The organism is Bacillus mycoides, from assembly GCF_000832605.1.
GTDB classification, from domain to species: Bacteria; Bacillota; Bacilli; order Bacillales; family Bacillaceae_G; genus Bacillus_A; species Bacillus_A mycoides.
Genome location: NZ_CP009692.1, coordinates 3,417,771 through 3,439,736 on the forward strand (window position 1 = coordinate 3,417,771; position 21,966 = coordinate 3,439,736).

Consider the following 21,966-nt stretch of genomic DNA (forward strand, 5'->3'; position numbering starts at 1 on the left):
TCCTCTTGAAACTAGCTTTATTTGACCAAGCAGCTACAAGGAAACTAGCTTTTTACTAATTGTACTTTCGGCTATGTCTGGAAAAACGTTACGAAGATTCTCTTTAGTAAGAGGATTTTTGGAGTTAAGTATAAAATTAAAAATTTGTTCAATTTTAGTATATTTATATAGAATCCGTAATTGACCGATTCCTAATATACTTAGGAATCGGTCATATTCGTATATTTACTAAAGAAATAAAATTCCTTCAAGCATTACACTTTTTTTCGAAAATTTGTTGTTCTTTGTTTTGCCCAGTTGATACATTTCTTTTCAATTAAATGATACGAAACTATAGAAAAAAGTATTGTCATTGAAATACACAAAGCAAGAAGGAAAAAGATAGGTATCTTTGTATACAAAAGTTTAAATAGTACCATCATGATTGGAAAATGACACAAATAGATACTGTATGAAATTTCTCCTAAGTATACAAATACACTCTTATTTAAAAATGCTTTCACTTTTAGGTTACTCATGGCCATTATTATAAATATACTAACACCGATTACGACACCCCAATCTTTTAATAAGAAAGTAGTATCATTACGGGAAAAACCATAAATTAAAATGGAATATAAATATAGAATAATCCCTAATGCAATAAGAAATCCTTTATTAAATTTTTTCATATTCCTATATAAGTAGATAAGCTTTTCCTGATGCTTAAAAAGTAACATTCCAACCATAAACATCGATGTGAAATGCAGTGTATCGGCATAACCATTATAAAATCCCTCTGCTTTCCCTATATGCAACATATTAAGGAAAACACTAATTAAAGAAAAGCTCAAAGCAAATAGTATCGTTTTCTTCCAACTCAGTTTATAAAAAAGAAGGAATAACAACGGAAACACAATAGATATACGCATTTCTTGAGCCAATGACCAGATAACTGGATTATAATTTTCCGTAAAAAAGTTATTAAGAAGCACAAAATGGTTTATAATATCTATTTTTGTTATAGACCCTTGCCACCTATCATAGAACCAATCCCGTAGTCCAGCCACTTCATACGGCGAGAACAAAATAAATAAAGCAAAGGTAATGATTATCCAAAAATAATAAGGAATATAGATTCGTACAAATCGCTTAATTAAATATCCCCAATAATTTGTTTTTGAATGATAAAGTGCCATAGATAACACAAAACCACTGAGTACATAAAAAACGATTACAGCTTCCCCGCCAGCCCATAAAAACCTAAGCGGAGAAAATTTAATAGAATTAGGCAACGATGGTAGCATTAAACAAAAATGTCCAAATACCACTGTCAGTGCCGCTAACCCTCGTATGGAATCTAATTCTTTTATTCTCTTACTCATAAAATGTTCTCCTTATAAATTGTAGATTTTGCTGTTAATAAAGGCCACTATACTATTGTAGTGGGAGAATTATACATATTGTTTCTTTAAATTCCTAATATAAGCAGTACAAAGTCAATCTATGTATCTGTTTTAGGAAACTTTCGTATTTAGGCGTAAGTTATATAATAATAGAAAGAAAAAAGAAATTTCATTCTATAAAATCGTATTGTCGTTTAGAAAACATTTTAAAACTGTTTTCTAACCCCTCGTTATAGTCTGTCTGCTTATTTGTCCATTGAACACCCTTATTCCCAGGCCACCCTGAGGTATTAGCAACATGTTTTAATAGCTCTGGTCCTTTTAAATTTTGCTGTAAACCACGGTTATATGCATTTTTCATATTAGATATTGCAATTCGAGTATTGGTTTCTGCATTTTTCAAATCTTCGTTCGTTAAATCTTTAGGTGCTAGTCCACCTCGATGAAGCTGAAACAGTCCAAATGATGTGCCCTGATCTCCAATTGCGTTTCGATCAAACTTACTTTCATGGAATGCAATAGATAAAGGAATCCATGGCGGTATACCATGCTCTATTGATATTTGTTGAATCGTGTCTCTTACTTTAACTCGGTTAGTATGATGGTCATATGCGTATTTTGTAAGATATAGCCCTCCTGTTAAAACTAAAATAAATACTCCACTTTTTATTAATGTCCCTCTCATCGACGTCACCTCAATTGTCAGTATCAAAGATTGTCACTAGTAATCCTATCTTTTGGGGATATTAACTCGTAATCATGTATCATCTTGTTATTGTTTGTTTCATTAATTACCGATTTTCAGGTGAAATTATTAGGGGGTTCCCTCCATATAACATTCGCTTTTATCACTTTCGGTACAATTTACTTTTGTATGGGAGAGCGTTTTCTCTGTATGGTACCGTACTTTTTTCTCGAATACCTTGCTTTTTTATTCGATTGAAATTAAAGAATAACTATATACATAGGGATAAACACTATAAAAAGATACTTAAATTTCTTTAAAAAATTCATTTTTCGGCCTCCATTTCTTTATATAATTAATTTAAAACAAAATATTTAATAAGAAGAAAAGATTTTATTAAATTTTTATAAAATTTAATAACAGGAATAAGTACCAGATATTTATTTTTATTGTCACTTGATGGAATAATGAATGTGTTTTCATCAAGTAACTTTATTAAACTAGCCTTGCACCAGAACCCTTTGAATCGAATAATTCATAATAAACGCCATCCTTTCTGTATATTTCTACAAAAAGAATAGCGTTTTTTGATTATATGGATACAAATTTATCTTAGCTTGATTGCAATACCGAAAGTTCCGAAGAACCAGATTTGAGAATTAATGCAATCTTCCATTCCAAGCCATCCACATAAGAATCTATAATACTTTGAAACCTTTTATTTCAGGCTAATATTTAGTTTTATCCTACAAAGTTAGCCTTTTACTATATCAACCGCACTATTCCACATACCGCTAAAGAAAGATCCTATTTCGCGCATAAAACGTGTAAACCAATTTGCTTGTTCTACTTCAGATTTTGTTACAAGGTCTACTTGTAATGATTTACCTGATAAGAACCCAGGATCTGTAATATCTTTAGGCGATATAATCATTTGACTAATTGTTACACCTTTTTTAATAGGCGCTTCTTGTTCTTTATTCGATACTTTAAATTCTTTTTTATAAACGTCTTTGTTGCCCTTTGGCATTGGAAGTGAAACAGCTTGCTTCGTTTGAACAACTATATCTTTGTCCTTTGCATTTGCTACTCGCACTGTTTCATGACCTTTTACTACTGAATCTTTTCCATAGACCTTCTTCACTTCAAAATTCGCAAATCCATAATCATATAATTTCTTTGTTTCATCAAAACGTGCTGTATGAGAGTTTGCTTTTATAACTACAGAGATTAGACGCATACCGTTTTTTTCTACTGTACCAGTAAAACAATCTCCGGCTTCTGGAGTAGTTCCTGTTTTTAACCCATCTACACCTTCGTATTGCTTAATTAAGCCTTTTAACATCCAGTTAAAGTTCGTCATATCAATCGGATACTTGCCACCCTTTTGGAATGTTTTTTTAGGGATTTTTGCTGTATCTAATATTTTCGGGAAATCTTGAATAAGACGTTGTGCTAAAATCGCACAATCTCTTGCGGACATTTTATTTTTCTCGTCTGGAGTTGTCCCTTCTGGGTGATGTCCTTTTAAATCATGGTTTGTTAAACCTGTAGAGTTTACAAATTTATAATTTTTCATTCCAAACTCTTTTGATTTATCGTTCATCATTTTCACGAAATTGACTTCTTTTCCAGCAATCTCTTCAGCTAAAGCAATTGTTGCACCGTTTGCAGAGTAGATTACCATTGCCTCATATAACTCTTTGACCGTATAAGAGCCACCATTTTCTAATGGAACGTTTGATAATGAGCGATCTTGCGAAATCTTATATGCATATTCAGAAATTTTAACTTTTTGATCCCATTTAAGTTTTCCTTTATCCACCGCTTCATGAACTAAGTATTCACTCATCATTTTTGTCATACTAGCAATTGCTAATGATTCATCTGCATTTTTTTGATATAAAATTTTCCCGGAATTTGCTTCTACTAAAATTGCTGATCCTGCTTCTACGTCTATAGCAGGAACTGTTTCCGCTGATGCTCTTCCAAATGTAACGGCCATGCTACAAAATAGTGTAAGCACTGTTACTATTGTAATAAATCTCTTGCAAAACATACTTTTCACTTCTGTTACCTCCAATATCTTTGTACTCAAAAAAACGTTATTTTAACATAATCCTCCAAAAAATAGACAGCGTTATCAAATTCTATATACATATAAGACATTAGAACCACTTTCATATAGACCATCCCATCCCACCCTTTTAGGCACACTGACACTTAGTGTTCCCACACATATCCCTCTTTTTAATACCTTTGTATTTTTCGAAATGATCTGTACTTTCATATCTTTTAGGATTACACTTAATAGACAATCTAAGTAATACATTTGTTCCACATTTATAAAAAAATAAAACCAGTGTGCCCCGGTTGAATACCAAAACACACTGGTTGCTAAATTTACTATCGTCTCTTACATTATTCATATCAATGAACTTCCCCTTTATTCGATTAATCACTTTATAATAATAAATCAAATTAACTTATCAGTATCATGTCTACTATGAATGGCCTACTTGAATTATTAACTTAAGAAGTTTCTTAAGTTTAAAAAAAAGCTTATGGAACCTTTCATTCCATAAGCCATTCTATTTAATTGGATGTTCAACAATAAAGGACATCCAGCCTACTTTATATTCTGCATGTATATTACCATTATGAAGTTCAACAATTCTTTTTGAGATAGCGAGTCCCAGCCCATTTCCTTGATCATCTTTTCTTGCCTTATCACCCCTGAAAAACCTTTCAAATAATTTATTAGGATCGCTAACAGGCGGCTTCTCGACTTTATTTGATACTTTCAAAATTGCTTTGTTACCTATTAGTTCAAGACATATTGATAATTCGGATGGTTTCATGCTGTACTTTATCGCATTCATAAACAGATTTTCATAAACACGTACCATTTTTTCTACATCCATGAAAATAGGTATTGTTTCTTCCGTTATTGATTTTTGAACGATTAAACCTTCCTTTTCAAATATAGGTATGTATTCTCCAACTATTTGCTCCAACAAGCCTGATAAATCAACTTCGTTAATGTTTAACTTAGCATCGATGTCTGATAAACGGGTGTACTCAAATAGTTCATCAATTAGATATTTCAATCTCTGTGATTTTAAATAAGTGGTTTCGAGATACTCCTGTAATTGTGCTTTACTGTCGTATTGCCCTCTTTTTAATAAATCTACATAGCCGATAATAGATGTCAACGGTGTGCGTAAGTCATGAGATACGTTGGTTATGAGTTCATTTTTTGTACGTTCCAATTGTCTTTCCTGTTCAAATGTATTCTCCAATTCCTTGGACATATAATTAATATTTTGAGCAAGATGAGTCAATTCATCCTTTCCCTCAATCCCAATTGTCAAACCCAGTTTTCCATTGGCAATATCATTCACATTATCAGAAATGAGCTTCAAATATACTATTTTCTTTCGAACCAATATTAAAAAAATGATAATAAAAGTAAAGATCGCTAACGCAAATATAAGAAATGTAAGTATATTATTTTCAAATGTACTAAGATCATCAAGATAGTGATTTAGATTTAATGGTATTATAATATATATAAAAGTGAGGATTGTTAAACCAAACCAAACGAAACAAAAAAACTAACTGCAACAGCACCAAGAAGTTTTATTATTATCTTATTTCTAAAACTAACCTTCTTCATATTTTGTACCCAATTCCCCAAACAGTTTTAATATAAATTGGATGTTTAGAATCCTCTTCAATTTTGTCTCTTATTTTTGTAATATGCACCATGACGGTATTATCCGATTTATAAAAAGCATCTTTCCAAACTGCTTCATATATTTTTGCAACACTCAGAACAATCCCTTTGTTACGAGCAAGTAGTTCGAGTATATCAAACTCTTTTGGAGTTAGCCTTACTTCCGTGCCTCTTATCCATACTTGACGTGTATCTGTATTTACGGTCAAATCACCAATTTCTAGGACACTTTTATCATTATCTGTATTTGTATTATATTTTTTAAACCTTCTTAATTGGGATTTTACTCTAGCGATTAACTCCAACGGATTAAACGGTTTTGATAAATAATCATCGGCACCAGAGGCTAAACCCTGAATTTTGTCTATATCCTCTGATTTTGCAGAAAGCATGATAATAGGCATATTTCGTTCTTCCCTAATCTTCATACACGCTTCAATGCCATCCATATTAGGCATCATAACATCCAAAATAATAAGATCGAATCGCTTTTCTTCTAACAGTTCTAACGCTTCAATAGCATCTTCTGCCTTTTGAGTTTTCAGACCTTCATTTTCCAAATATACAGAGATAAGATTTCTAATCTCTTTATCATCATCAACAATAAGAATTTTTGACTCCATATGATTCCTCCACATTTTTCTCATATTGAACAACTAAAAGCATAAGCAGACGGTACATTTCTATCCTCTTTTTTGTGAACCTGCAATTGAATGACCAAAAGTAACATAATCGATATAAAAGATAACGTCTTAAATATTGTTCAAAATTTTCTTTAGATCCATTTACAATTAATAATTTTTCTTCTTCATTAAATTTAGCTTTTAATAAAAAAAATTATTTTGAGATTCCTTCTTTTAATTAATTTTTTTGATTACACCGGTAGTGTATATAACTTATAAAATGAAAAAAGAATCCTCTTCAATACGCTCTTTAAAGAAAATTCTTTTTCAAATCGTATTTTCTTTACTCGTTACTTATTTTCACCAGTTTTTCTCCTTGTTCTAAAAGTGTTTCATAGTCATTGTTCTCTTTAATTTCTTTGATTTTATTTTCAATTGTGGGCGTATTATTTATATTAAAGTACGTATTTAATACTTCATATGGTGTCTTTCCTTGTTTGATTGCACTATCTTCAATAGCTTCTTTCCATGGAATATTTACTTTGTCCATGCTTAATTCAAGGGCTGAACCAGTCTCATATCTCATATTCCGCTCTAAAAACCTTGGAGATTCTGCCTGTCCATTAGCAATGAAGTTGAACGCCTCCATAAAAGTAACATGATATGGCTTCTGTTTCTTTGCAAGTACCATAAGATTTCCACCAGTTAATTTACTATAACGATACTCTAAGTATCGTGCTGAACCTTCTATTGCTTCAGTTTTTGTTTCTCCAATTAATTGAGGCCATTTTTTATAGCGATAGTTACGTACAATTGTCCAATCATATAATGCCTGATTAATACTTTCTGGGTTCGTATCAATCATTGCTTTATCTAATAGCTTAAATTCTAATCCCATTAGCGCGTAATTTTCTTTATTAATCGGATATTCGTGAATAGACTCTCCACCATTTGCATCATATGTCCAATCTTTTTGTTTATAAGCATGAAAACCTTCATGTAATAAGAAAGATGAAAAATCAAAATATAAATCTGGATTACTAAACATTTTAGGATGATATTTTAAATAAAATACATCCATATCGTTAATATTTATTGTCCCAAAGTTCCAAGGAATCCAGGTAGAAATAGTTCTAAAATCAAAACGAGTTAAGCGATAGACTTTAGATAGATGCAGAGAATTTGAGACTTTTATTTCCTTTGCAAAAATACTATTTTCTAATCCCGTTACATTAACTGCATAAGCTTCTTGTCTAAAGAATCCCCCGTCTTTATTACTACGTATCAGAACCAATGGCATTTTTTCGAAGCGATAATCTTCATTCCAAAGTTTATCACTCGATTCTTCGAAGCTCTTATAAATAGTAGATAATTCTTTTAACATGTTTTGATCCGTGTTATCTAAAGACTTAAACTCTGTATGATATGTTTTATTTAAAATTATGCTTCCCAACATAATTCCTATAAATATTACTAATAAGATTAAAATTACCTTTAAAAATTTTTTCAACACACACTCCTTTTCTAAAACGATAATCCTTATGATGAATAAAGTTTACAAGTTTTATGTTTATTTACACTCTTTTGGTGCAAACCCAATTTTAAATAATAGCTATAATAGATACAATGAATACAAGATATTTTTTTGAAAATTGTTCTATCCTGTCAAAATTCCGATAATAGTTAACAATTAATATTGGATGATTATTCAATTTTATTGTAAGGGGATAGTGCAAGAGTTCCTACAAATAAGGTTAAAGTAGTACTCAATGTAGGAACGATGCTATTTTCCCTCTTCTTTTCCCTTCATTATTAAGATATAGAAAGAATAGTATTTTTCTCTTTTAATTGCTCATACATATCTTCTTGTAAGTTATACATGAAATGCGCCCCCTACTTGTATTTACTTTTTTTCTAACACTTTCTGCCGCTCATTGCTGCATATTTGTATCTCAAATCCACTTTCTATTTTGCTTACATGATATTTTTTCACTTCATCATAACGGGGGCCAATTATGATGATACTTAGTATACATAACATTATTACATTAACCTTCTTTCGGAAGTACAATTCTTTTATACAATTGAACTGTAATCCAGTAGTAAATCGAGTAAATCACTATGAAAATAACAATTGGTAACCAAATACGAAAATACGGATCGATTAAAAGAGGGCCAAACATATTCATACCAACTAATATGTGAACAATCCCGATAATTGCTGGGACTAAGAATACGAAGGATAACTCCTTATAAATCGATTGTGTTAATAATTCCTGGCGAACACCAATTTTACGAAGCATTTGGTAACGTATACTATCTTTAGATGCACCAGATAGAATTTTAAACATTAAGCAACTTGCCATCATTGCTAAAAACGCAATTCCAACGAAGAACCCCATAAACATTAGTCCGCTGGAAAAACCTTGATTTGCAATATATTGTTGATACTTACTATACAGCTCTTCAGATTTCACATTTTTATACTTAACTACCTGTAATTCATCAAGTTTTTTCCATTCTTTTAAATATGCTTCAAAATCATCTGTTTTCCCAATAAACACAGTACTTTCTTTACCTTTCATACTATCGTATATGTTTTGATCTACAATTTTTATTTTATGATTAGGATATATATAATTTGGCTGAATTGTTTCGAAAGCGTCGCTCCATTGTTTTGATTTTGCATCCTCTTTACCCCATTGTCTTGACAATGCAAATGCATCCATGGGAATCTCTTCTGAAACTTTCATTATCTTCTCATTTTTTCTATCTTTTACTAAAGGATGATTGTTCTCTAGCTCTTCTTTTATATAATAAACATACTTATCATCTACTTTGTAACGATATTCAAGTTTCTCCTGAAATAAAATACTACTCAAAATGTTCTTTTCTTCTGCTGTTGGATTATGAACTACCGAATCGTAAATTGTTCCTTTATCAGTCTGCTTTAAAACGTCATTTTTAAATGCCATACCACACGCAATTCCACCTGCTCCAAGGGCTACTAAGATTGCTACCGTCGCAAGCACATTTGTTAAGCCATTAATGCGGAAGTTTAATTGAGCAAAGGTAAAAGCATTAAGCCCTTTTTCACTACGCTTTTTATTACTTTTTATTTTTTTATCATAACTGGGAGAAGTGATCCAAACAACATGTAAGTACTAACAGTTGCTGCGATTAATCCAAGAGCCATTAATGTAGGAACGGTTCCTAGATTTTTTGCCTGTGGTATATAGAGCAATGATGCATAACCAATACCTAACAAAATCAGACCAAGTAATGCAACTACAACTGTCATTTTTCCTTTTACCGCGCCACGCTCTGTTTGTGCACCTGCATGTACAAGTCGTAATATAGAAATACGTGACAATTTAATACTATTCATACTTGCTGATAGTACAAATAATGCAAAGAAGAAGATGCAAGTAACGACCATTGATGGAATGTACAAAGCTTGGTAACCTTCTCCAGTCAACTCCAATTGTTTCATTAATAACTGTCCGATACCTTCTAGTCCTACACCACTTGTAATCCCAATCACAAGTGACGCCGCACCTAATATAATTGTTTCAAGGAACATCAGTAATGTAACTTTATACTTTTTTGCTCCTAACATCATATACATACCAAACTCTTTTTGGCGAAGAGATAATAAGAAAGAGTTTGCATACATAATGTAAAAAAATGTTACAATCGCTAATAAAGAGGAACCTATTTGGAATATTAATACAATAGGACCAATGTTTGCATTAGATTCAAGGAACACTTTATTTAGTGATAGCGTTTGAAACATATAGAAAGTAGAAATAGATACAATAAGACCAATAAGTAATACAATATAATCTTGCAATTTACTTTTCAACCCTGACATGGAAAGTTTAAATAACATGCCCAAACCTCCTTTCTTACGCTTTTTGTGTGCCTAAATCTGCAAGCACCTCTAAAATTTCTTTATAAAACTCTTCACGTTTACCACCACGGTAAATTTCTTTATATAACTCACCATCTTGAATGAATAAAATACGCTGACAGTAACTTGCACTGTATGGATCATGCGTAACCATCATAATCGATACGCCTTGTTCTTTATTTAAATTTGTCATCGCATTAAGTAAACTAGTTGCATTTTTAGAATCAAGAGCTCCTGTTGGCTCGTCCCCTAAAATAATTGCAGGCTCATGCACTAACGCACGTGCTGCTGCTGAACGCTGTTTCTGTCCACCAGATACTTCAGATGGGTACTTTTGAAGTATTGTTACAATCCCTAACATATCAGCTACCTTTTCTACTTTCGGCCCAATTTTTCGTGATGGGACACCTTGAAGGGATAATGGAAGTGCAATGTTTTCGTAAATAGATAAATTCTCTAATAAATTAAAGTCTTGGAAAATGAATCCTAACTTTTGCGAACGGAAATCAGAAAGCTCACCTTGCTTCATTTTCGTAATATCCGTTCCTGCAATTTCAATAACGTCACCTGTCGCTTTATCAAGAGTTGAAATTACATTTAATAATGTCGTTTTGCCAGAACCAGATGGCCCCATAATCCCAACAAACTCCCCCTCTTGAATCGAGAATGAAACACCTTTTAATGCGTGTGATTGATTCTCACCTTTTTTACCGTACACTTTTTGAATGTTTTTACGTCTACGACTTGTTTTATCATATAATATCCTCCTACGTCTCTATGATTGATAAGCTACCGTTTGGGTTGTTTCTTTTTCTTTTTCGTTTCCACTTGCAATGCCTCATCTGTAAAAGTATTAAACTTGTACCCCACCAATATATATCCTTTTATTTTTCAAAATAATAAGTCCTTTCATATTTTTGCAATACATAAAAATAGATATCAAACGGGATATATTGTATTCAATTTGGACATCCATTTTTAGGAATACACGTAATAGACCATCTAAGTAATAAATTTGTTCCCCGTTAAGATAAGAAAGCACTAGGTATTTTGTTAAGAAAACAAAATGAATTGCATAAAAAAATCCATTTTCGCTATCTCAAAAAAAGAATCATTGCTGCAGATTTTATAAACTGTATAATGGCCGGCTCATGCACAAGTACACATGTTGCTGCCCACTAGATACTTCAGGTGGATGCTTTTAGAGTATCGCTGAAACTTCTAACATATAAACTACCTTTTCTACCTCCGGGCGAGTAATTCGCGATGGAACACCTTGAAGGGAAAATGAAGAAACAATTTTGTGCAATCATTTGAATTATAAATAAAACATATTAAGAACTACTGGTTATATTTCTTAATTTTTCTTAAGATAATTTATAAAAACTAAACCATAATGGGGAGATTATTTCATAATTGTTTCTAGTACAAATAATAAAAAAACTACATCCTATATTGAATGTAGTTTTTCTAGCTGATTTATTTATTTTTTACTTCATTTTTATAAAAATCAAATAATGGTTCAATGGCTGGACTAGATAAAAGAGGAATTGCCTTCTTAATCAATTCTCTATCCCAATCAAACCAACGCATTTCCATTAGCATATTAATTTCTGTATCAGTGAACCGTTTTTTTATTTCCTTAGCAGGATTACCGCCCACTATTGTATATGGCGGAACATCTTTACATACGACAGATCCTGCCGCAACAATTGCACCTTCACCGATTGTAACGCCAGGCATTATTATAGCATTCATACCAATCCAGGCATCACTTTTAATGACTGTATCACCCTTTGGTTCATAAGATTGTCCGATTTGCTCAGCGAATGGATACACTGTAATCCATTCTGAGTGATGATTATGATTACCACCCATTAAAATGATAACGCCACTTGCAATACAAACATAATTTCCAATAATAAGTTTATCAAGATGCCAACCCATCTGTTCAATTGGATTGAAAAGTGCTTGGGACTTAGCATCGCCCCATAAATACCTTACACAACCATCTTCAAAATTTTGATTTCCATAATACCCTGAATAATATGAGTACTCTCCTACTTCAATGAGTGGATTTGTTACTATATCTTTTAAATACTTTGTTTCAGACCAATGATTAAATAATGGATGCTTCATAACTATATTCCTCGCTTCTAAGTATTGTAGATTTTTGCAATTTACTTAGAAGCTTAATACGACAGCGACATTTTTAAACTTTTTCAAACGACGAATCATTATCTTCAAGCCTTTCAGTTATAATGAAAAATCATAACGTAATAAATTACACAAGTCAAATTAACCAAGTTATAATAAATCCGAGAATGCGGACAAGAAAACCATTTTATATTTTTTTTGAAACTCTTTATTTTTTTATTTAAATTACGGTACATGAAATTCACATGACACTTGTGTAGTAATACTTTCTCCTTATCAAGAGGATATAATATTACAGCAGAACTTTTACATAGGTGTAGCTTTTGAATAAAGTTTGATTAAATTAACTTAATAAACCTTGATAAAAGAGCGAATAGAAAAAAGTTTGATGATTTTGTGAACCTTACTCAATTAAAGCGCCCGACTGTGGTAGATACATTATCCTCAATTACTTCTTGGGGTAGCGTCAGGAAAATGCGGATTTACAACGCTAAGGAAATGACACTTATTAAAAAAGCCGATTTCCATCTCAAGGAATCGACTTTTTAGTTATTCTTAATGAACTAACGCATACGTTAGTTCATTAAGTAAGAGGTTTGAAAAAATAGCCTGTATATATTTGAACGATGAATAACTTACCTATTTTCTTGTGTTAGTTTGCACTATATACAGAAAATCCAGAAAAACTTAACATATTATTTATCTGTTTGTTTTTGCTTCTTTTTCAAATACTCCGCACGCAATTTTTCAAGTTGCTGCTTTTTATCAAATTTGGCAGGCGTCTGTTTTTCATGAAACTTTGCCACAGCTGCCTGACCTTTGTAATCCAATTGATATTTCCCCACTTTGTTCACCTACTTTTCTTATCTTTAAAGAGAATCTATTCAACAAATATAATATACCTTATTTTACTTAAGTAAACCTTATTAGTCAAAGGAACTTAAAGTAAAAAGCTTGATAACAAGGGGGAAATCAATCTAAAAAGTCGCTTTCCTTAGGTAAGGGAAAACGACTTTTTGTGTAGTCTTATTCAATTAAATGGCCCGATTGTTGAAGAAAAAGATACTCTGCAAAATAGATCTTTTTATCAAACTTTATTTTAAATCAACAATAGGTAAATTTCTTGGCCATTATTTTGCTTCACATAAAATTCTATACAAAAAAGCAACCTATAAATTTAGGCTGCTTTTTATTCCGTCTTTTATTACTTAGCTAATTCTTTCGTTCCCTGCATTACATCAACGAAAAATCCCCAGTTATTCACAACAGAAGAAATACTAATATGTTCATCTGGAGTGTGAACATTAAAGATATCTGGACCGAATGAAATAGCATCTAACTCAGGCATTTTTTGAACAAATACACTGCACTCAATTCCTGCATGTACTGCGAAGATTTCAGCATCTTTGCTGTATTTTTCTTGGTGCACTTTTTCGAATAAATTACGGATAGGCGAATTAGGATTATATGGCCACTCTGGATATTCAGACTCTTTTTCAAATGTTGCCCCTACTAATTCCGCAATATACTTAATTTCCTCTACAATATGTTGTTTTAAGCTACTTACAGAACTTCTCACTTCGCTTCGTAATTTAATCTCATCTTGCAGTGTTTGAATAACTCCTAAATTAGTTGAGCTTTCTACAAGACCTTTAATATCCATGCTCATACTTTGTATACCATTTGGAATTAAGAATAATGAAGAAATAAGCTGTTTTTGTGTTTCTTTAGAAAAGACTTTTCCCGCCTTTTCTTCTACTTTTGTAAGTGAAACATGAACATCCGGATCAACAGCACGTAGCTCTTCTTGTAACATACGTGTCCATGATTTTAGTTTTTCTTCTACTTGCTGTACATCTTCTGCACGTAATAAAATTGTAGCTACACTTTCACGCGGAATTGCATTTGTTTTTAAGCCGCCATGAACTTCACTCATATTAAACTGAATGTGAAGTGATAAATCACGTAAAACTCGTCCTAATACTTTATTCGCATTACCGCGTTGTTTATCAATTTCCAAACCAGAATGTCCACCTTTAAGTCCCCCAACATATAGTCGGTATGTGTCCATATCTACTGACGCTTCATCCCAAATCACTGAAATCGTTTCAACTGCTTTCGCACCACCTGCGCTACTCACTAGTAATTTATGATCTTCTTCAGAATCAATATTAATAAATATTTTTCCATCAAAATGATTTGAATCAACAGCGAATGCACCGCCCATTGTCGTTTCTTCTTCAGTTGTAATAACAACTTCTAAAGCTGGATGCGGGATGTCTGTTGAATCTAATAATGCTAATGCATATGCAACGGCAATACCATTATCAGCACCTAAAGTAGTTTCGTTTGCATATAACATATCTCCAATAATTCTTAATTCAATTGGATCTTTCTCAAAATCATGAACTGTCGCTTGGTTTTTTTCACACACCATATCAGAGTGCCCCTGAATGATAATAGCTGAAACATTCTCATAACCAGAAGTAGCTTCTTTTTTTATAATGACATTTAACGCTTCGTCTTGAATAACTTCTAAATTACGTTCCTTTGCGAAACTCACTAAGTAATCACTAATTTCTTTTTCATTACCTGATCCTCTAGGAATCTTTGAAATTTCTGCAAAATGATAAAATACAGGGTGCTTTGTTAATTGTTCTAAAGTAGAATACATTTTTAAGCTCCTCTCCAATTGACAAAATAATATGTACGTCCTTTATTATTATACCATGATTCATTATTTTACTTTTATTTTAAGATTTCAAAAATTCATTATAACCTATTCATTCCATCCTCATATTTTTTAATTTAGTGTAAATAAGCTATACTCTTACAAGATTGTAAGAGTGCTGTAATCAAAATCGATTTTTCTATTTAAAAAATAACCGCATACTTTAAATACATAATTTAAAGGAGATAATGAAAATGAAAAAATTTTTATCTGTTATTACACTAAGTTTATTATTTTGCAACTTAACTATCGGGTGCGAAAGAGCTTCTCTAAATAGAATCGGTAAGGATGTATATTACGTACAGATAAAAGGTGAAGGGTTTATTGAAAAGATAGAAGGTAGAAACTTACGGAACTACACATTGCCGGCATATGATGAAGATGGAGTAAGAAAACAAATTACATTTAGAAGTAAAAAACAATCAAACGATCAAAAATTAAATGAAAAGGCATTTTTGTGCATTTATGTAGACCAAGAAAATAAAGATAAAAATGAAATATCATCGATTGAAGTAAAATCCTATGAAGAAATTCAAAAAGCGGATTTACCTTTAAAAGTAAAAGAAAAGTTTAATGCAAAATAAAAAAATACAGGAAAATGCTCTTATGCATTTTCCTGTATTTTTTTCACTCGAGCATATTTCGAACTATTACTATCCATAAGTTTTTCTAAACGATTTATATTTTCTGTTAATGCACCTTTCACAAGAGAGAAATCTGTATTTGATTCTTCTTTTTTAGTTTTAAAAAACGAAGATTTTTGAGCATTTACTTCTGCCATCTCTTCTCCCCCTTTTCAAAAAGATACAACCTTTTATTTATATTATATAGCAAATGCAGACAGAGTGTACACGTATCATTTTCTTTTTAATTCTTCTTCTAACTCTTCTACTTGCTGCAAAGTATCTCCTTTTATTAAAGAGAAATCTGTTGTATCTTCATTATCTTCTTTAAAAAAATCATTGTCATAATCTTTTATCACTACAATCACCTCTACGTGCTAGTGTAGGAATGATTGTCCAATTTTATACAAGCTTGTCTGAATTTGTTCTCCCTTTATGTATAGGTGAAAAGGACAGAAAAAGATTCTGTCCTTATTTACTAAAATAACTATGATGAATTGTTAAATTATATACATTTTCAAAATCTCGATCTTGAAGGTTATTTTTCTTCCCATCAATAACAATGAAAACATCACTAACTATTTTTGCTGGTATAATTCCGACATTTTCTACTTGCACCGCTTTCTGCTCATTCAATTGCTCGATGTGTTCTAATGGAACAATAATACTAAATTGAGAGCGGATACCACGAAAGTTTGTATTTAATTCCTTCACCGCTTCAAATACAACAATTTTCGCACCAATCTTTTCCCCATATGAATCTAAAAATGTGTTTAAGCTTTTTGTATATTCCTCTTCCGTATGCCATTCCATTGTCCCAAAGGCTGTTGGATTCACATTTTGAATAATTGTCGTATATATTTCTCCTCTTGCTTTTGAAGCAATTAATGACCTTTTAATTGATTGGACCGTCTTTCCAATATCGCTGAATTTTGCGCCCCATATTTCTGAAATATTTGGTGTCAAAATGAATGCAATATCAACGAAAATTACCATCGCAGTAAACATTAAAAGATTTTTCCAGAGGGTTAAATCTATTCCTTTTATCATGAAATAAACTGTGACTGATGTTATGAACAAACCGTACCACGTTTTTCGAATTCGTTGTTTCTTCTCCTCGTACAACTCTTCATTTCTCCAATAAAAGAAAACAAGAACAATAAAGACGATTGCTAAAATAAATAAGCCAATTCGAATGTTAGAGATCGTCAATCACATCACCCTCCATTCCAAAACTACTCACGATACCATTACATGCACAAACAGCTCTCTTTATGACAAAAGACGTGGACAACCTTCTAAAGTTAGCACCATCGCATATACATTAGAAGCAGGCCACGTCTTTTATCCCGCATTAACGGGCAGTAAGACCCCCCACCTCAAAATTCAGCGAAAGCAAAGACGTTAGGTGAGGGATCAACTGCCCATAAAAGCCCGATTGGTGAAGGCTAATAATCAGTGCGGGATGAACACCCTCCACTGATTAAAGTTTCACTTTATCATGAATCTACATTGTATATGTAGACAAGCATGCGTTTCAAATTTTCATGTTAAAAAGAAATATGTTTCGGAATTTCCCCTTCAGGTACTTCTCCATCCATACTTAAGTAATAATGACGAATCGGACGTAATTTTTCATCTAACTCATAAACAAGCGGAATACTAGTTGGAATATTTAATGAAACCACACCATCACTTGAAAGATTGTCTAAGTATTTCACTAGCGAACGAATTGTATTACCGTGCGATGAAATAATTACTTTCTCACCACTTTTTAATGACGGTGCAATTTCTGAATGCCAATAATCAACTACTCTTTTCTCCGTATCCTCTAAACATTCAGTCAATGGGAATTCATCTTTTTTTAACGTTTTATATCTTGGATTGTTCGCCTCATATCGAGGATCATCTTCAGTAAGTGCAGGCGGTCTCACATCTATACTTCTTCTCCAAATATGAACTTGTTCATCTCCATATTTTTTTGCAGTTTCGTCTTTATTCAATCCTTGTAGTGCACCATAATGGCGTTCATTCAACTTCCATGAGTTATGTATAGGGACCCAAGTGAGATCCATTTCATGCAGTACAATCCATAATGTACGAATTGCTCGTTTTAGTACCGAGGTATACGCAACATCAAATGTATATCCATTCTTTTTTAATATTGTTCCTGCTTCTCTCGCTTCACTTAATCCATTCTTTGATAAATCCACATCTGTCCATCCTGTAAATCGATTTTCAAGATTCCACAAACTTTGTCCGTGACGAATGAGTACAAGTTTTATCATTATAATTCCCCTCTCGGAAATATGAATTTTAAAATTTCAATACGTACACATATAAAGTTTTTGGCAATGTGAATTTTTTATCCATAGTTGCCAAATATACAGATAAAAATTTATGATTTTTCAAACTACAAAACAAGATACTGTTTCTATCTTTTATTCTACTGGTATTTCACGCTTAGACGTCCATGCATCAAATCCTGAACGGCTATTTGCCATTTCATTCATAACTTGATGCCAATTTTCTTCACATGATTCGCCAAACTGTGAGAAAATAGCTCCCATTTGTTCTCTTTGAACATCGCTCAGTTTTTTCTCTAAGTCTGTTCCTTCTTCTGTTAAAGACAGCTGTTTCACACGACGATCATGTGCAGCTTCATTACTCTCAATAAGTCCTTTATCTAACAGTTGGCGCAACGGTCCGTGAAGAGCTTGTTTACTTATTTCTAAAAGTGATAGCAGCTCATTTACACTAAGCCCTGGAAAACGAGCGATAAAAAACAGAATTCTATGATGTACACGCTGTATACTATACTCTTTTATTATTTCATCTGGTTTTTCTGTAAAAGTTTTATATGCAAAGTAAAATAATGCTAATGCCTCATTCATTTGCTCTTCTTTATGTTGTGTCATCTACTTTCCTCCTGTATGTAAATTATACCACAACTCAATTATGAATAATTAAATTGGTATATTGAGCCTAATTTCTTCATTCTAAAACCAACAAATTTCAACTATTATATTTTTGAAGGTTGTTTAATTCGTAAACCATACCTTCAAATAAAGTATCCAAATTATTTTTTAAAGAATTCTTAAGGAAATAGGTTAAATTCAAATGATAAATATTGTAAAATTTATTTATTAATATTTTTTTGAAAAACTCAATTGTGATTGGAGTGTTATTGTATGCAAACAAAAAAAGTTTATCTTTATGTATTTAATACGATGTCAGACTGGGAATATGGACATTTAATTGCAGAACTAAACTCAGGAAGATATTTCAAAAAAGAGTTAGCCCCTTTAAAGGTAGTTACAGTAGGAGCTAATAATGAAATTATTACTACGATGGGAGGACTGAGCATAAAGCCAGATATTTCCCTGGATGAATGTACTCTTGAGAGTAACGATCTTTTAGTTTTACCTGGAGGGACTACTTGGGGGGAAAGCATTCATCACCCTATCTTAAAAAAAATTGGTGAAGCGTTAAAACTCGGCACTATTGTTGCTGCCATTTGTGGTGCAACTGAGGGGTTAGCGAATTTTGGATACCTAGATTCTAGAAAACATACAAGCAATGATTTAGAATATATTAAAATGGTTTGTCCTAATTATAAAGGAGAACAACTTTATAAGATGGAACCTGCAGTATGTGATGAAAATTTGATTACTGCATCAGGAGTAGCTCCTCTGGAATTTGCAATGGAAGTATTGAAAAAAATTGATGTATTTGCACCAGATACGTTACATTCATGGTATAATCTAAATAAAACTTATAAGCCTGAATACTTCTTCCAGTTAATGAATTCAATTACTAGATAAGCTGAAAAATTAAATTAGCAGTTTTATATTATATAAAAAACTTAAAAAGCACCCCTAAAGTCGTTATAAATACAACCGATGACGGTTGTAAAACAAAAAATAAAAGGGATGATACATATTTATCTTGTATCATCCCTTTTATTTTTTATAACATTAATATCACCATATTATTTTAATTATTCATCTCCAGCAAGAGTTAACTGCCAAGACACACCATACTTATCATTTAACCAGCCAAACTTTTTACTAAACGGATATGAACCTAAAGGCATAAGAACTTTTCCATCTTGTGCTAGTTTATTAAAAACGGTTTCGATTTCCTCTTCCGTATCACAAGTTACATAAAGAGACATAGCTGGGGTGAATGTAAAATCATGCTTTACATAACTATCAATACACATGAACTCTTGTCCATTTAGCGTAAAAGTTGCATGAATTACAGTTCCCTCTTTACCTGGTCCATTCTCATCATAACGAGAGATACTTACAATTTCTGATTGATTAAATAGCGATGTGTAAAAATTCATCGCTTCCTCAGCTTTGCCCTCAAACATTAAAAACGTAGTGATTTTTTGATTTGTGTTACCCATTTAGAGACATCCCCTTGTTATGTATTTATGCAAAACATACATCGGACAATAAAACCGAACGTACATTCTCATAAGTGTATTGTCTATAAAAACGATGAGTTTGTCAATTATCTATGTTTTATTTCTTCTTAAATAATGCTGTCCAAAGAAATGATTCTCCAAACATATTATTTGGTTGTTCAATTTGCTTCATTTTTCTAATTTCAATTACTTCAAATTCTTTAAATATCTCTCTTAACTTTTCTTCTGAATATGCAAGACCACCTTGTAAACTCCATCCTCTATACACATCCCAGTCCGTTATTTCCGATCCATTTCGCTCATTCAAATCACCTGCTGCAAAACATGTTAATCCGAAATAACCACCCGATTTTAATGAGTTTTTAACTAGATCAACATAATTCATTCTTCTATGTGGTGGAATGTGATGCAAGCAACCGGAATCATATACAAAATCATATTCATCTTGAAAATCCAAATTAAAAATCGATTCACAAACAAATTGTATTTCTATTCCGTTTTCTAACGCCCTCTCTTTGGCCCAATTAATTCCTTCTATAGACAAATCTACGGCTGTTACATCAAACCCTTGTTTCGCTAAATAAATTGCATTTCTTCCTGGACCACATCCAAGCTCTAACACTTTCTCTTTTGAAATCCATTCTGTTTGTATATATGAAACTAAATTCTCATCTGGAACATTTGCAAAAAAAGGAACATCCTTTTCTCTATTCGTGTAAAATTCATTCCAAAATGGTACTGCGGGTCTTAATAATGAATCAAGCATTTTTAATATATCTTCTTGAGTGTGTAACGTTTCACTTTTCATTTATACCCCTCCATAATCAATAGTCAGAAAATTATTATATCTCTTTTTAAACTTTCAAACAAAGAAAAACTCCTATATTCAATAGGAGTCAAAAATATTATCTCTTTAAAATCCAAGTACAGTTAACCATTTTAACAACTGCTCTTCTCGCACCTTCAAATCATCGTTTCTATACTTACCCATCTGTATTTCGCTAACAATTTCTCCGTCCACCATAAAAAGAACTCTTTCTGTTTTAGCTGCTACCTTTACGTCATGAGTAACTAGCAAAATTGTAGTTCCCATACGGTTTATATTTGCTAAAATATCCATTACTTCTTCTGTCGCTTTTAAATTCAAAGCACCCGTTGGTTCGTCAGCAAAAATAATATTAGGTTTATTTATGAGTGCTCTACAAATAGATACCCTTTGCAATTCTCCTCCTGATGCTTCAGTTATATTATTAGTTGCAATTTGACTAATTCCCGTTTTCTTCATCAATTCAAGTGCACGTTTATTTATTATTTTCCTGCTCTCAACTTTTGCTAAATACGCAGGCAAAACTATATTATCAAAAAGATTCAAATTTCTAAGAAGATTGCTCTGTTGAAAAATAAATCCCATTTCGCTGAGTCGTAATTTTGCTAACACTTCTTCTTTCATACATGTTATTTCTTTACTATCAACTTTCACACTTCCTGATGACATTTGATCCATTCCGCTAATATTATATAGTAACGTCGATTTCCCTGAACCAGAAGGTCCCATGACCGATATAAACTCTCCCTCATAAATCTCTAAATTTATATTTTTTAACATATGGCAAGTTTTATTTCCATCCATTGCGTATTTTTTATTTAATTGTTTTACTTCTAAAATTTTTTTCAA

18 protein-coding genes and 4 pseudogenes are annotated in these 21,966 nt (G+C 32.0%); 2 read left to right on the forward strand and 20 right to left on the reverse strand.

The window, feature by feature from the left end; translation table 11 throughout:
- Positions 1 to 33: 33 nt before the first annotated feature.
- The 12 genes and pseudogenes from BG05_RS31650 to BG05_RS19425 form a co-directional block, all read right to left on the reverse strand.
- Positions 34 to 165: pseudogene (locus BG05_RS31650) on the reverse strand (Fic family protein); the annotation flags it as partial.
- 89 nt (positions 166 to 254) lie between these two features.
- On the reverse strand, positions 255 to 1,364 hold the full coding sequence (locus BG05_RS19370) for an acyltransferase family protein (protein WP_002127447.1): 1,110 nt from the start codon (positions 1,362 to 1,364) through the stop codon (positions 255 to 257).
- Between the two features lie 190 nt (positions 1,365 to 1,554).
- Positions 1,555 to 2,070, reverse strand: coding sequence for a transglycosylase SLT domain-containing protein (locus BG05_RS19375; RefSeq protein ID WP_003189276.1), 516 nt, complete (start codon positions 2,068 to 2,070; stop codon positions 1,555 to 1,557).
- Positions 2,071 to 2,824: 754 nt separating this feature from the next.
- Positions 2,825 to 4,138 carry a D-alanyl-D-alanine carboxypeptidase family protein gene (locus BG05_RS19380; RefSeq protein WP_002185854.1) on the reverse strand — a complete coding sequence of 438 codons (1,314 nt, stop codon included), beginning with the start codon at positions 4,136 to 4,138 and terminating at the stop codon, positions 2,825 to 2,827.
- A 523-nt stretch (positions 4,139 to 4,661) separates the two neighbouring features.
- Positions 4,662 to 5,749: pseudogene (locus tag BG05_RS19390) on the reverse strand (sensor histidine kinase).
- Positions 5,746 to 6,432 (reverse strand): response regulator transcription factor, encoded by a 687-nt coding sequence (locus BG05_RS19395; protein ID WP_002017038.1) that lies wholly within the window; start codon positions 6,430 to 6,432, stop codon positions 5,746 to 5,748. The pseudogene BG05_RS19390 and the gene BG05_RS19395 overlap by 4 nt, the downstream one beginning before the upstream one ends.
- A gap of 343 nt (positions 6,433 to 6,775) precedes the next feature.
- The gene (locus BG05_RS19400) at positions 6,776 to 7,942 is read right to left on the reverse strand and encodes a hypothetical protein (protein ID WP_033731040.1); all 1,167 of its coding nucleotides are present in this window, start codon (positions 7,940 to 7,942) and stop codon (positions 6,776 to 6,778) included.
- Positions 7,943 to 8,480: 538 nt separating this feature from the next.
- Positions 8,481 to 10,324: pseudogene (locus BG05_RS19405) on the reverse strand (FtsX-like permease family protein).
- A gap of 16 nt (positions 10,325 to 10,340) precedes the next feature.
- Positions 10,341 to 11,101: pseudogene (locus BG05_RS19410) on the reverse strand (ABC transporter ATP-binding protein).
- A gap of 723 nt (positions 11,102 to 11,824) precedes the next feature.
- Positions 11,825 to 12,484 (reverse strand): CatB-related O-acetyltransferase, encoded by a 660-nt coding sequence (locus tag BG05_RS19415; protein WP_003189261.1) that lies wholly within the window; start codon positions 12,482 to 12,484, stop codon positions 11,825 to 11,827.
- 713 nt (positions 12,485 to 13,197) lie between these two features.
- Complete coding sequence (locus BG05_RS31135; RefSeq protein WP_002069316.1) at positions 13,198 to 13,347, reverse strand: hypothetical protein; 150 nt, start codon at positions 13,345 to 13,347, stop codon at positions 13,198 to 13,200.
- A gap of 359 nt (positions 13,348 to 13,706) precedes the next feature.
- Entirely contained in the window at positions 13,707 to 15,176 is a 1,470-nt protein-coding gene (locus BG05_RS19425) for an aminoacyl-histidine dipeptidase (protein WP_003189257.1), read from the reverse strand.
- A gap of 251 nt (positions 15,177 to 15,427) precedes the next feature.
- Here BG05_RS19425 and BG05_RS19430 point away from each other — a divergent pair, with 251 nt between their 5' ends.
- On the forward strand, positions 15,428 to 15,817 hold the full coding sequence (locus BG05_RS19430; protein ID WP_033733970.1) for a YxeA family protein: 390 nt from the start codon (positions 15,428 to 15,430) through the stop codon (positions 15,815 to 15,817).
- A gap of 20 nt (positions 15,818 to 15,837) precedes the next feature.
- Here BG05_RS19430 and spoIISB read toward each other — a convergent pair whose 3' ends face one another.
- The 5 genes from spoIISB to BG05_RS19455 all read right to left on the reverse strand — a co-directional run bounded on the left by spoIISB (position 15,838) and on the right by BG05_RS19455 (position 18,774).
- The gene (gene spoIISB / locus BG05_RS31140) at positions 15,838 to 16,014 is read right to left on the reverse strand and encodes a stage II sporulation protein SB (protein ID WP_003189253.1); all 177 of its coding nucleotides are present in this window, start codon (positions 16,012 to 16,014) and stop codon (positions 15,838 to 15,840) included.
- Positions 16,015 to 16,089: 75 nt separating this feature from the next.
- Positions 16,090 to 16,215 carry a hypothetical protein gene (locus BG05_RS19440; RefSeq protein WP_000588712.1) on the reverse strand — a complete coding sequence of 42 codons (126 nt, stop codon included), beginning with the start codon at positions 16,213 to 16,215 and terminating at the stop codon, positions 16,090 to 16,092.
- A 112-nt stretch (positions 16,216 to 16,327) separates the two neighbouring features.
- Positions 16,328 to 17,068 carry a type II toxin-antitoxin system SpoIISA family toxin gene (locus BG05_RS19445; protein WP_002017051.1) on the reverse strand — a complete coding sequence of 247 codons (741 nt, stop codon included), beginning with the start codon at positions 17,066 to 17,068 and terminating at the stop codon, positions 16,328 to 16,330.
- Between the two features lie 338 nt (positions 17,069 to 17,406).
- Positions 17,407 to 18,144, reverse strand: coding sequence for a 2,3-diphosphoglycerate-dependent phosphoglycerate mutase (gene gpmA, locus BG05_RS19450; protein WP_002032137.1), 738 nt, complete (start codon positions 18,142 to 18,144; stop codon positions 17,407 to 17,409).
- Between the two features lie 153 nt (positions 18,145 to 18,297).
- The gene (locus BG05_RS19455) at positions 18,298 to 18,774 is read right to left on the reverse strand and encodes a MarR family winged helix-turn-helix transcriptional regulator (protein WP_002017049.1); all 477 of its coding nucleotides are present in this window, start codon (positions 18,772 to 18,774) and stop codon (positions 18,298 to 18,300) included.
- A gap of 273 nt (positions 18,775 to 19,047) precedes the next feature.
- On the opposite strand from BG05_RS19455, the gene BG05_RS19460 reads away from it, so the two are divergent.
- Positions 19,048 to 19,680 (forward strand): type 1 glutamine amidotransferase family protein, encoded by a 633-nt coding sequence (locus tag BG05_RS19460; protein WP_002017047.1) that lies wholly within the window; start codon positions 19,048 to 19,050, stop codon positions 19,678 to 19,680.
- 176 nt (positions 19,681 to 19,856) lie between these two features.
- On the opposite strand, the gene BG05_RS19465 is transcribed toward BG05_RS19460, so the two are convergent.
- The 3 genes from BG05_RS19465 to BG05_RS19475 form a co-directional block, all read right to left on the reverse strand.
- Positions 19,857 to 20,270, reverse strand: a complete 414-nt coding sequence (locus BG05_RS19465; protein ID WP_002012925.1) for a VOC family protein — start codon at positions 20,268 to 20,270, stop codon at positions 19,857 to 19,859.
- Positions 20,271 to 20,388: 118 nt separating this feature from the next.
- A complete protein-coding gene (locus BG05_RS19470) occupies positions 20,389 to 21,099 on the reverse strand; it encodes a class I SAM-dependent methyltransferase (RefSeq protein WP_002127421.1) in 711 nt (236 codons plus the stop codon).
- Positions 21,100 to 21,204: 105 nt separating this feature from the next.
- Entirely contained in the window at positions 21,205 to 21,966 is a 762-nt protein-coding gene (locus BG05_RS19475; RefSeq protein WP_002127420.1) for an ABC transporter ATP-binding protein, read from the reverse strand.

Bases quoted from the DNA above. Each gene is read 5' to 3' on its own strand.
- BG05_RS19370 (WP_002127447.1), bottom strand. From the start codon at position 1,364: ATGAGTAAGAGAATAAAAGAATTAGATTCCATACGAGGGTTAGCGGCA.
- BG05_RS19375 (WP_003189276.1), bottom strand. From the start codon at position 2,070: ATGAGAGGGACATTAATAAAAAGTGGAGTATTTATTTTAGTTTTAACA.
- BG05_RS19395 (WP_002017038.1), bottom strand. From the start codon at position 6,432: ATGGAGTCAAAAATTCTTATTGTTGATGATGATAAAGAGATTAGAAAT.
- BG05_RS19415 (WP_003189261.1), bottom strand. From the start codon at position 12,484: ATGAAGCATCCATTATTTAATCATTGGTCTGAAACAAAGTATTTAAAA.
- BG05_RS19425 (WP_003189257.1), bottom strand. From the start codon at position 15,176: ATGTATTCTACTTTAGAACAATTAACAAAGCACCCTGTATTTTATCAT.
- BG05_RS19430 (WP_033733970.1), top strand. From the start codon at position 15,428: ATGAAAAAATTTTTATCTGTTATTACACTAAGTTTATTATTTTGCAAC.
- spoIISB (WP_003189253.1), bottom strand. From the start codon at position 16,014: ATGGCAGAAGTAAATGCTCAAAAATCTTCGTTTTTTAAAACTAAAAAA.
- gpmA (WP_002032137.1), bottom strand. From the start codon at position 18,144: ATGATAAAACTTGTACTCATTCGTCACGGACAAAGTTTGTGGAATCTT.
- BG05_RS19455 (WP_002017049.1), bottom strand. From the start codon at position 18,774: ATGACACAACATAAAGAAGAGCAAATGAATGAGGCATTAGCATTATTT.
- BG05_RS19460 (WP_002017047.1), top strand. From the start codon at position 19,048: ATGCAAACAAAAAAAGTTTATCTTTATGTATTTAATACGATGTCAGAC.
- BG05_RS19465 (WP_002012925.1), bottom strand. From the start codon at position 20,270: ATGGGTAACACAAATCAAAAAATCACTACGTTTTTAATGTTTGAGGGC.
- BG05_RS19470 (WP_002127421.1), bottom strand. From the start codon at position 21,099: ATGAAAAGTGAAACGTTACACACTCAAGAAGATATATTAAAAATGCTT.